This window comes from Streptomyces sp. NPDC002884 (genome assembly GCF_040295245.1).
Lineage (GTDB): Bacteria > Actinomycetota > Actinomycetes > Streptomycetales > Streptomycetaceae > Streptomyces.
Genome location: NZ_JBEOVB010000073.1, coordinates 1 through 11,044 on the forward strand (window position 1 = coordinate 1; position 11,044 = coordinate 11,044).

General features: G+C 71.4%; 10 protein-coding genes. 5 read left to right on the forward strand and 5 right to left on the reverse strand.

The genetic code is table 11. From position 1 onward, the window contains the following. Nucleotides 1-113: 113 nt before the first annotated feature. From ABT070_RS45345 to ABT070_RS45355, 3 genes are all read right to left on the reverse strand, one after another. Nucleotides 114-2,264 (reverse strand): SpoIIE family protein phosphatase, encoded by a 2,151-nt coding sequence (locus ABT070_RS45345; protein WP_351769140.1) that lies wholly within the window; start codon nt 2,262-2,264, stop codon nt 114-116. Between the two features lie 316 nt (nt 2,265-2,580). Then, complete coding sequence (gene fomD, locus ABT070_RS45350; RefSeq protein WP_351769141.1) at nt 2,581-3,273, reverse strand: cytidylyl-2-hydroxypropylphosphonate hydrolase; 693 nt, start codon at nt 3,271-3,273, stop codon at nt 2,581-2,583. A gap of 83 nt (nt 3,274-3,356) precedes the next feature. Then, entirely contained in the window at nt 3,357-4,742 is a 1,386-nt protein-coding gene (locus ABT070_RS45355; RefSeq protein ID WP_351769143.1) for a class II fumarate hydratase, read from the reverse strand. Nucleotides 4,743-4,889: 147 nt separating this feature from the next. Between ABT070_RS45355 and ABT070_RS45360 the strand changes: the two genes are divergently transcribed. Further along, on the forward strand, nt 4,890-5,411 hold the full coding sequence (locus ABT070_RS45360; RefSeq protein ID WP_351769145.1) for a SigE family RNA polymerase sigma factor: 522 nt from the start codon (nt 4,890-4,892) through the stop codon (nt 5,409-5,411). Between the two features lie 53 nt (nt 5,412-5,464). Next, complete coding sequence (locus ABT070_RS45365) at nt 5,465-5,908, forward strand: hypothetical protein (RefSeq protein WP_351769147.1); 444 nt, start codon at nt 5,465-5,467, stop codon at nt 5,906-5,908. An 83-nt stretch (nt 5,909-5,991) separates the two neighbouring features. Here ABT070_RS45365 and ABT070_RS45370 read toward each other — a convergent pair whose 3' ends face one another. Further along, nucleotides 5,992-7,659, reverse strand: a complete 1,668-nt coding sequence (locus ABT070_RS45370) for a fumarate hydratase (protein ID WP_351769148.1) — start codon at nt 7,657-7,659, stop codon at nt 5,992-5,994. A gap of 167 nt (nt 7,660-7,826) precedes the next feature. Between ABT070_RS45370 and ABT070_RS45375 the strand changes: the two genes are divergently transcribed. Both ABT070_RS45375 and ABT070_RS45380 read left to right on the forward strand, forming a co-directional pair. After that, nucleotides 7,827-8,513, forward strand: coding sequence for a DUF1707 SHOCT-like domain-containing protein (locus tag ABT070_RS45375; RefSeq protein WP_351769150.1), 687 nt, complete (start codon nt 7,827-7,829; stop codon nt 8,511-8,513). A 151-nt stretch (nt 8,514-8,664) separates the two neighbouring features. Continuing rightward, the gene (locus ABT070_RS45380; RefSeq protein ID WP_351769152.1) at nt 8,665-9,042 is read left to right on the forward strand and encodes a WhiB family transcriptional regulator; all 378 of its coding nucleotides are present in this window, start codon (nt 8,665-8,667) and stop codon (nt 9,040-9,042) included. A 164-nt stretch (nt 9,043-9,206) separates the two neighbouring features. Here the strand turns inward: ABT070_RS45380 and glpX are convergent, their stop codons facing one another. Continuing rightward, entirely contained in the window at nt 9,207-10,241 is a 1,035-nt protein-coding gene (gene glpX, locus ABT070_RS45385; RefSeq protein ID WP_351769154.1) for a class II fructose-bisphosphatase, read from the reverse strand. Nucleotides 10,242-10,367: 126 nt separating this feature from the next. Between glpX and ABT070_RS45390 the strand changes: the two genes are divergently transcribed. Continuing rightward, nucleotides 10,368-10,892, forward strand: coding sequence for a DUF4245 domain-containing protein (locus tag ABT070_RS45390; RefSeq protein WP_351769156.1), 525 nt, complete (start codon nt 10,368-10,370; stop codon nt 10,890-10,892). The last annotated feature ends 152 nt before the right edge of the window (nt 10,893-11,044 follow it).

The following is an 11,044-nucleotide window of genomic DNA, read 5'->3' on the forward strand; positions in this document are numbered from 1 at the left end:
CCGCACACGGTTTGCGTGGGCTTGGGTGCTGTTGTCGTGGGGGGGGCTCGTCCTTGCTGCGCGGCCCCCGGGCGCCCGCGGGCCCCCCTCTCTGTCGTTCTCTGTCGCCTCTCTCAGCTCCGGTTCAGCTCGAACCAGACCACCTTGCCGGTGCTGAGCCGGGTGGCCCCCCACCGCCGGGCCAGCCGGTTCACCAGATACAGGCCGCGGCCACCCTCGTCGGTCGCCCGGGCCTGCCGCAGCCGAGGCAGTTGCGGCACGTCGTCGCCGACCTCGCAGCGCAGCACGTCGGTCCGCAGCAACCGCAGGGTCACCGGCCGCGAGGCGTACCGCACCGCGTTCGTGACGACCTCACTGACCAGCAGCTCGACGGAGTCGGTCATGTCCTCCATCCCCCAGCGGGACAGCGCCCGCCGGGCCAGCCGACGGGCCCGGCCGGGAGCCGCGTCCTCCGGTTCGAGGAACCAGTACGCCACGTCGCTCGGCGCGATCCCGTCGAACCGGGCGGCGAGGAGCGCGATGTCGTCGTCCCGGTCACCCGGGCCGAGCATGTCCAGCACCTCGTCGCACAGGGCCTCGAGCGGCGGCGGGTGATCGGGCCCGGTCAACTGGGCGGTCGCGGCGAGCTTCTCCCGCAGCTGCTCTATGCCGGTCGCCACGTCCCGCAGCCGGGACTCGACGAGACCGTCGGTGTACAGCAGCAGCGTCGCCCCGGCCGGGGCGTCGAGCTCCACCGCCTCGAAATCCACCCCGCCCACGCCGATCGGCGCGCCCGGCGGCACCCGCAGCACCTCGGCCCGCCCGCCCAGGTGCAGCAGGATGGGCGGGGGATGACCCGCGTTGGCGATGGTGATGCGGTGCGAGACCGGGTCGTAGACCGCGTACAGGCAGGTCGCCATGCGGTCGGTGCCCAGCCGCTGGGCCTGCTCGTCGAGATGGTGCAGGACCTCCTGCGGGGGCAGGTCGAGGCCGGCGAGGGTCTGGGCCGTCGTCCGCAGCTGCCCCATGATGGCCGCCGACGTCATGGAGTGCCCCATGACGTCGCCCACCACCAGCGCCACCCGGCTGCCCGGCAGCGGGATGGCGTCGTACCAGTCGCCGCCGACCCGCGCGGTCTCGGCCGCGGGCAGGTAGCGGGAGGCGAGCCGGACGCCCGTGGGACGCGGCAGGGTCTCCGGCAGCATCGTGCGCTGCAGCTCGTCGGCGATGTACGCCTCACGGTCGTACAGGACCGCCTTGTCGATGCCCAGGGCGCTGTGCGTGGCGAGCTGGGCGGCCACCAGCAGATCGTCGTTCTCGAACGGGATGCGCTCCGGGCGGCGCAGGAACACCGCGGCGCCGATCACCCGGCGACGGCCCCGCAGCGGGGCCAGGACGGCCCGCTGACCGCTCGGGATGGCCAAGGTGCTGTCCTCGCCCAGCAGTTCGGGCAGCGCGGCGCGTGCGGCCGGATGGTCGGCGAAGACCGGACGCACCCCGCGCAGCACCTCCGCGAGCGCCCCGCCGGGCCGTACCTCGCACAGCTCGGCGACCGCGGCCGACAGCTCGGCGGTCAGCTCGCCCGGCTCCGGGGGCGGCAGGGCGAGCGCCGCGAAGCCGGTCTCGGTGTCCCGCTCCTCCGGGATGCGGTCGGTGCGCCGCAGCCGCAGCATGATGCGGTCCGCCGCGGGCCGCTCGTCGCCCACGGGCAGCGGGTCGCGCAGATAGACGAGGATCGCGTCGGAGAAGGTCGGCACGGTGGCCCGGCACAGCCCCATCACGATCTCGTCGAGGTCCAGGCCGCGGGCGATCCGCCGGGTCGCGGCGCCCACGAAGCGCAGCCGGTCCCCGTCCCGCCGCATCGGCGTGGGCCGGCCGGGCGTCAGTGTCCCTCCGGCGCGCCGGTCCTGCCCTTCCGGAGCCCGCTCCGGGCGCGCGTCGGCGCCCGGCTGGGCCGGGATGGACTCGGGAGCCGGGCGCGGCCGGTGGTCCCCCACGCCGGGCTTGGCCCGCGCGGGAGGAGCCCCCATCGCCTCGTCGGACGCCGACGGCTGGGAGTGCTCGGTGCCGGAACCGGCCTCCGAACCGGCCGCATCCGTTCCCGTGGTTCCCTGGCCGCCCATGCCACCCTTTCCGCCCTTGCCGCGCGGCGTCGTCGTACCCGAGGCATCGGGCGGTAAGGCGGACGAGCCCGGCGCCGGCGCCTGGGTATGCAGCAGTGCCCCACGGGGGTCCGTGGGGTCGACGCCCTGGGGGCGTTCGTAGGAGGTGGGCTGCTCCGTCACGCGTGTCGAATCCGTCCGTCCGGGGCTGCACGCCGCGCGCGCAGTTGGTCCCGCAGGAAACCCGATACCCGGAATACGTGCCCCCGGAACGGAATTCCCGCGTGGTCAGAGGTTGTTCCTGTGTCACCGGTGGGCCGCACGCGGCCCCGGGGGCCGAAGTCGAGCGTCCCGCCGGTGTTGCCCTCGTACCCCTCGCTCACGTGCTGCCGCCCCTCGGTGACGTTCGGTCAGGCCCGGCGTCTGCTCCGGGAGTTACTGCCAGCGTGCCTTGCGGAGGACGATCCTACGTTTGTTGCCCGGGGGCGCATCAAGGGTCTCATGTGGACATGTGCGCGGGCGTACGGTCCCAGTCCTCCGGCAGCAACGGTACGGCCCAGGACGGATCCGGGCGCCAGTTCTGCCAGCCCTCGCTGAACGGAGGCCCCCACGCACGGATCACCTCCACCGCCCTGCTGCCCGCCTGCCGCACCTGTTCGGCGACCGTCCGGTCCATCAGCCCGTCCTGCTGGGCCTGCGCGAACTCGTCCTCGTCACGCAGACCCCAACTGCGGTCCGGGTAGACGCAGATGTCCAGGAAGTGGTCCTCGGAGTCCACCCCGCCGTCCCAACGGGCCAGCGGGGTCTCCAGGTTGACGTACCAGTTCTTGAACTGCCACCCCTGATCCCAGAACAGCCACACCGACCACGGCTCGCCGGGCCGGGCCACCTTCAGCACCCCGGTACCGAGCCAGTGGCCCCGGGCAACGGTACGCGGCTTGGTGTACCGGGTGCGCAGCGGCTCCTGGTGCGGCGGGGTGCCGTCCGCGAGCACCGGCTTGACGCACTGGGTGCCCGGGGCCAGCCACACGGCGAGCAGCTCCTCGTCGTCGCGCACGACGGTGACCGGGCGGGCGATGTGGAAGTTCGGCCCGCCGTTCTCCCGGTAGCGCCACAGGATCCGGCTCCCGGGCTCCCAGAAGGCCGCCGCACCACCAGTTCCCACGCGTCTCACCGCTCCACCGTCTGCCATGCACAGATATTAGGTGCCATGGGCATACGACGCTGCGGCGCGCGTCACGGTTCTCGCGCCGGGGCGCGAAAGCACACGAGGGTTTACGGGTGTGTCATCCGCAGGACATCCAGGGCCTCGTCGAGCTGCTCGACCGTCAGATCGCCGCGTTCCACGTACCCGCCGTCCAGCACCACCTGCCGGATCGTCCGCCGCTCCGCCAGCGCCTTCTTGGCCACCTTCGCGGCCTCCTCGTACCCGATGTACTTGTTCAGCGGGGTGACCACGGACGGCGAGGACTCGGCGTACTCCCGGGCGCGCTCGCGGTGCGCGACGATCCCGTCGACGGTCCGGTCGGCCAGCAGCCGGGACACGTTGGCGAGCAGCCGGATCGACTCCAGCACGTTCTTGGCGATCACCGGCAGCATGACGTTGAGCTCGAAGTTGCCCGCCGCGCCCGCCGTGGCCACGGTCGCGTCGTTCCCGACGACCTGCGCGGCGACCATCAGTACGGCCTCCGGGATCACCGGGTTGACCTTGCCGGGCATGATCGAGGAGCCGGGCTGGAGGTCGGGCAGGCTGATCTCGGAGAGGCCCGTGCGCGGCCCCGAAGCCATCCACCGCAGATCGTTGGCGATCTTCGTGAGGCCCACCGCGATGGTCCGCAGCTGTCCGCTGGTCTCGACGACCCCGTCCCGCGCGCCCTGCGCCTCGAAGTGGTCGCGCGCCTCGGTCAGCGGCAGCCCGGTGGCCCGGGCGACCTCCTCGATGACGGCGGCGGAGAAGCCGGGGGGCGTGTTGATGCCGGTGCCGACCGCGGTACCGCCCAGCGGCAGCTCGGCGAGCCGGGGGAGCGAGGCGTTCAGCCGCTCCACGCCGTACCGCACCTGGGCGGCGTACCCGCCGAACTCCTGGCCGAGCGTCACGGGCGTGGCGTCCATCAGATGCGTCCGCCCCGCCTTCACCACGTCGGCGAACTCGGCGGACTTGCGCTCCAGGGCCGCCGCCAGATGCTCCAGGGCGGGGATCAGATCGCGGGTGACGGCGCCGGTGGCCGCGATGTGCAGGGACGAGGGGAAGACGTCGTTGGAGGACTGGGAGGCGTTGACGTGGTCGTTGGGGTGCACGGGCCGGCCCAGACGCTCGGTGGCGAGTGTGGCGACCACCTCGTTGGTGTTCATGTTGGACGAGGTCCCGGACCCGGTCTGGAACACGTCCACCGGGAAGTGCTCGTCCCACCGGCCCTCGGCGACCTCGGCGGCCGCCTCCTGGATGGCGTCGGCGATGTCCTTGTCGACCACCCCGAGCCGCGCGTTCACCTTCGCCGCGGCTCCCTTGATCCGCGCCAGCGCCTCGATGTGCGCACGCTCGATGCGCTGTCCCGAGACGGGGAAGTTCTCGACGGCGCGCTGTGTCTGGGCCCGCCACTTGGCTTCCGCCGGGACGCGTACCTCACCCATGGAGTCGTGCTCGATCCGGTAATCGCTCATGACCGGTACAGCGATCGGGGCGGCCCGGATGTTCCGCGCGCTGGGCCGTCCGGATGGCGCCCGGTGTGTGACCCAGGTCTCGTCGGGGCCGTGCAGCGAACGGGGGAGCGCTCACGTCGAGGAGGGGTGACAGGAAGGGAGGAGCGTGTGGAGACGGACTTCCAGGAATTCGTGGCCGCCCGGTCGACCGCGTTGTTCCGGGGCGCGCTCGTCCTCACGGGAAACCGTGAGGCGGCGGAGGACCTGGTCCAGGAGACCCTGGAGAAGGCCTGCCGCAAGTGGCGCGTCATCGCGGCCAAGGACGCTCCGGACGCCTACGTCCGGCGGATCATGGTGAACCTGGCCAACGACCGCTGGCGGAGGTTCCGCCGACTGACCACGACTCCCCACCCGGACGGCGGCGACAGGGCCGCCCCGGGGGACGAGTACGGGCAGGTCGACAGCAGGGACCAGTTGGTGCGCGCGTTGCAGCAACTGCCCATGCGGATGCGGACGGTGGTGGTGCTGCGGTACTTCGACGATCTCTCGGACGCCGAGATCGCGGCCGACCTCGGCATCGCGCCGAGCACGGTCCGCTCCCAGCTGGCCCGGGGCATCGAGAAGCTCAGAGACCAGTTCCCCGCACTCTCCGGCCCTTCACCACTGCGGCACCCGGAAGGAATCCGATGACCTCGTACGGCGATGCACGGCCTTCCGGCCGCACACCTTTCGAAGAGGAACTGATGAACGCCATGAACCGTTTCGCGGACTCCGCCGAGACCCCCGCCTTCGACGCCCCGCAGATCGTGCGCCGCACCCGGCGCAGGCGGACCGTCGGCATCGCCGCCGTCGCCGCGGCCCTCATCGCTGCGGGCGGCGGCACCGCCCTGGCCACCTCGGTCGCGGGCGGCGGGAGTTCGGCCCCGGCGGCGAGCGGCACGACCGCCACGAGTGACGCCACCACCATGCTGTTCGACAACCACGGCGTGACCATCCCGATCGACTTCGCGGGCTGGAGCCTGGACGCGGCCAAGACGTACCTCGACAAGACGCAGACGAAGCTCGGCACCGTCACCGAGAAGGCCGTCAAGGGCTGCAAGCCGAACTCGGTGCTCGGGGTGTCCCCGCACGCCCCGGCGATCGTCCACAGCGGCGACACGGTCGGCTTCACCGTCTGCGCCGGCTGACCGGACCGGACCGGGCCCCGATCCGAAACGACGCCCGCCCCTGCGCCAATCAGGGGCGGGCGTCCGTCACAGGATCACATCCATCACACCAGCCCCGGCCCCCGCACCGGGATCGACGTGAACGTCGGCGCGGGCGCCGGGTCCTGGAAGAAGTCGTTGCCCTTGTCGTCGACGACGACGAACGCCGGGAAGTCCTCGACCTCGATCTTCCAGACGGCCTCCATGCCGAGCTCCTCGTACTCGACGACCTCGACCTTCTTGATGCAGTCCTGGGCGAGGCGCGCGGCCGGACCGCCGATGGAGCCGAGGTAGAAGCCGCCGTGCGTGCCGCACGCGTCCGTGACCTGCTTGCTGCGGTTGCCCTTGGCGAGCATGACCTTGGAGCCGCCGGCGGCCTGGAACTGCTCGACGTAGGAGTCCATGCGGCCGGCCGTCGTCGGGCCGAAGGAGCCGGACGCGTAGCCCTCGGGCGTCTTGGCCGGGCCCGCGTAGTACACCGGGTGGCCCTTGAGGTACTGCGGCATCTCCTCGCCCGCGTCGAGGCGTTCCTTGATCTTGGCGTGCGCGATGTCGCGCGCCACGACCAGCGGGCCGGTGAGGGACAGCCGGGTCTTCACCGGGTACTTCGTCAGCTCGGCGAGGATCTCGTCCATCGGCTGGTTCAGGTCGATCCTGACGACGTCGGACGCCTCGTCGAGGTGCTCGTCCGTGGTCTCCGGCAGGAAGCGCGCCGGGTCGGTTTCGAGCTGCTCCAGGAAGACGCCCTCGGCGGTGATCTTCGCGACGGCCTGCCGGTCGGCGGAGCAGGAGACGGCGATGGCGACGGGGAGGGAAGCGCCGTGCCGGGGGAGGCGGACGACCCGTACGTCGTGGCAGAAGTACTTGCCGCCGAACTGCGCGCCGATGCCGATCTTCTGGGTCAGTTCGAAGACCTTCTCCTCGAGCTCCTTGTCCCGGAAGCCGTGCCCGAGCGGCGAACCCTCGGCCGGGATCTCGTCCAGGTAGTGCGCGGAGGCGTACTTCGCGGTCTTCAGCGCGTACTCGGCCGACGTGCCGCCGACGACGATCGCCAGGTGGTAGGGCGGGCAGGCGGCCGTACCGAGCGACCGGATCTTCTCCTCCAGGAACTTCATCATGGAGGCCTCGTTCAGGACGGCCTTCGTCTCCTGGTAGAGGAAGCTCTTGTTGGCCGAGCCGCCGCCCTTGGCCATGAACAGGAACTTGTACGCGCCGCCGTCGGCCGCGTACAGCTCGATCTGGGCCGGCAGGTTGGAGCCGGTGTTCTTCTCGTCCCACATGGTCAGCGGGGCCATCTGCGAGTAGCGCAGATTGAGGTTCAGGTAGGCGTCGTAGATGCCGCGGCTCAGGGCCGCCTCGTCGCCGCCCTCGGTGAGCACGTTCTGTCCGCGCTTGCCCATGACGATGGCCGTGCCGGTGTCCTGGCACATGGGGAGCACGCCGGCGGCCGCGATGTTCGCGTTCTTCAGCAGGTCCAGCGCGACGAACTTGTCGTTGCCGGAGGCCTCCGGGTCGTCGATGATGCGGCGCAGCTGTGCCAGGTGGGCCGGGCGCAGGTAGTGCTGGATGTCGTGGACGGCCTCCTCGGCGAGCTTGCGCAGCGCCTCCGGCTCCACCTTGAGGAACGTCCGCCCGTCGGCCTCGAAGGTGGAGACACCCTCGGCGGTCACCAGCCGGTAGGGGGTGGTGTCCTCTCCCATGGGAAGCAGATCGGTGTATGCGAACTCAGGCATCTCGCCCATTCCTCACTCGACAGACAGCGGGCCCGCCTCCATCGGCGGGCGCTCACCAGCGTAGAACCTGCCGTCGGCGGAGGGCTTGTGAGGTAAGGCTCAGTTCGTCGCCCGCCCGTTCCGAGGTGGGGCTATCGCGATCTATCGTGTTTCGGTACGCTGCTCCCGTGGACCTTCACAAGCAGAGCGCCGCCCCCGCGCCGGCCGCGGAGCTGCGCGCCTCGGACGCCGACCGTGACCGTATCGCCGACATGCTCCGCGAGGCCCTCGCGGAGGGCAGGCTGACCGCCGACGAGCACGCGGAGCGCGTCGAGGGCGTCCTGGCCGCCAAGACGGTCGGCGAGCTGGAGGTCTTCGTCCGGGACCTGCCCGCCGCGCACGAGCGGCGCGCGGCCCCCTCCTCCGCCCCCAGCCGGCCCACCGCGGGCGCGATCCCCGCCGACCCCGACGACAACGTGGTCGCGGTCTTCAGCAGCGCCGTCCGCAGGGGCCGTTGGCGCGCGGGCCGCCGGATCCACGCCTACGCGGTCTTCGGCACCGTCGAGATCGACCTCACCGAGGCGCTCTTCGAGTACCAGCAGGTCGTGATCAAGGCGATCTCGGTCTTCGGCAACGTCGAGGTCCGTGTCCCGGAGAACGTCTCGCTGCGCGGCACCGGCGGCGCGGTGCTCGGCAACTTCGAGGTGCACTCGCTCGATTCGCCCCAGCCCGACGCCCCGGTGGTCTACGTGGACGGCTGGGCGGTGCTGGGCAACATCGAGGGCCGGCCGAAGCGGGGCAAGCTCGTCGCGGACATCCTCGATCGGGTGCAGCACAAGGTCGACAGGAGTTTGCGCAAACACCTGGGCCGTTGACGGTCGTGAAGTTCGCCGCGCGTCCGTGGCGGGGCCGTCGCGAGATCGCCGCGGGCACGGTGGTCGGGAACTCAGTGCATAGGCACGCGCACAGCGGGTAGGCCTTGCTGCATCGTCTCTCGCTCGCGAAGCCGTCGTCAGGAGTAGACCCGTGCTGCAACCGCCGCATTCGCCCGTGCAGGTCGCCGCTGTTCCGGCCCAGCGGGTACCAGCGCGCGACAGGGATCAAGACGCCCCCTGGCATACCGAGGCGGTGTGCCGACGCGACGAGGCAGGTCTGTTCTTCGCACCTTCCAAGGAACCCACGGCCGCCCGGCTCTCCCGCGAGGAAGCCGCGAAGCGGGTCTGCGCGCGCTGTCCCGTCATGGTGGAGTGCCGCGAACACGCGCTCCTCCAGCCCGAGCCCTACGGCGTCTGGGGCGGCCTCACCGCCGCCGAGCGCCGGGTGGCCCTCGCCCGGCGCCGCCGCCGCGACGTGGAACTGAAGAAGGCCGCTCAGTCGGCGGGCCGTATAGCGCAGGCGGGCTAGCCACCCCCGGAGCAGCGAGGGGCGCCCCCTCCGCACCGGGGGCGCCCTGCTTCTTTGCCTGTGGGGGCGCGGGAAACCGCGCGAACAGCCGCGACGGACCCGCGGTCGCCCCGGTCGCCGAGGTCGCGGGGTCGCCGACGATCCTGGCTCCGGCCCCCGGGCGGCTACTTGGCCCGGTCGAAGTCCACGGCGCTGTAGGCCCGCAGCTTGCTCAGGCGGTGCTCGGAGTCGATCCGGCGGACCGTGCCGGACTTCGACCGCATCACGATCGAGTCGGTGGTCGCGGTCTCCGGGCGGTACCTGACCCCGCGCAGCAGCTCACCGTCGGTGATGCCGGTGGCGACGAAGAACACGTTCTCGCCGGTCACCAGGTCCTCGGTGGTCAGGACGCGGTCGAGGTCGTGACCGGCGTCGAGCGCCCGCTGCCGCTCCTCGGGGTCCTTGGGCCACAGCTTGCCCTGGATGACGCCGCCCAGGCACTTCACGGCACAGGCCGAGATGATGCCCTCGGGGGTGCCGCCGATGCCGAGCAGCAGGTCGACGCCGGTGCCCTCGCGCAGGGCCAGGATCGAGCCGGCGACATCGCCGTCGGAGATCAGCTTGATGCGCGCTCCGGTCTCCCGGATCTCCTTGATGATGCCCTCGTGCCGCGGGCGGTCCAGGATGACGACGGTGACGTCCTCGGGCGTGACCCGCTTGGCCTTGGCGACCCGTCGGATGTTCACGGCCACGGGCGCGTCGATGTCGACGAAGTCGGCGGCCTCGGGGCCGGTGACCAGCTTGTCCATGTAGAAGACGGCGGACGGGTCGAACATCGCGCCCCGCTCGGTGGCCGCGAGGACGGCGATCGCGTTCGGCATGCCCTTCGCCGTCAGCGTGGTGCCGTCGATCGGGTCGACCGCGATGTCGACCTCGGGCCCGGTCCCGTCACCGACGCGCTCGCCGTTGAAGAGCATCGGGGCTTCGTCCTTCTCGCCCTCGCCGATGACGACCACGCCGTTCATCGACACGGTGGAGACGAGGGTCCGCATGGCGCGCACCGCGGCGCCGTCGGCCCCGTTCTTGTCACCGCGTCCCACCCAGCGGCCCGCGGCCATGGCGGCGGCTTCGGTCACCCGGACGAGTTCGAGGGCGAGGTTGCGGTCGGGGGCCTCGGAGGGGACATCGAGTTCGGACGGCAAATGATGATGCTCGGTCATCGGAGCGCACCTTTCTGATACGACGACGGCCGGATGAGGGTTCGAACCCGACTCTATCGTCAGTCCGACAAAATGAGCAGGGGACCCCACGGATGAGCGCATCGGGCACCTGCGACGATAGGGGGCGTGGCAGGTTCGAACGGCAAGCAGAAGACGGCCCGCGACATGATCCTCTCCCTCGGGGTGATCGTGATCGCGGCGTGGGTCATATACCTCTTCGTCCCGCACGACGATCGCCCTCGCGACGTCCAGCAGGTCGACTACCGCGTCGAGCTCCTCACGGCGCGCCGCGCGGCGTCCTATCCGGTGGCCGCGCCCGAAGGCCTGCCCGACACCTGGAAGGCGACCTCGGTGCGGTTCCAGGGCGACGACTTCGACGCCTGGCACCTCGGTTTCCACGCTCCCGACGGGGAGTACGTGGCGGTCGAGCAGTCCACTCAGCAGCGCTCGGAGTTCGTCGAGGAGGCCAGTCAGGGCTCGAAGGCGACCAAGGTCACCGAGCAGATCGGCGGCCGTACCTGGATCCGTTACACCGGCGGCCGCTACGACGCGCTCGTCCTCCAGGGCGCGGCGGGCTCGACCACCGTGGTGGCGGGCACGGGGTCCTTCGAGCAGCTGTCGACGATGGCCGGGGCGCTGAAGCTGGCGTGAGCGCCCGCTGACCTGCGAAGAGGCCCGCGCGGGCGTCCGTGCGGTGACAGTGAGGAGGCCCCCGGCGCGCTCGCCGGGGCGTCGAGCGGTACCCGTTCGACGACATCGCCGAATACATCCGCACCAAGCGCGCCGAGTTCGGCGCGATCGTG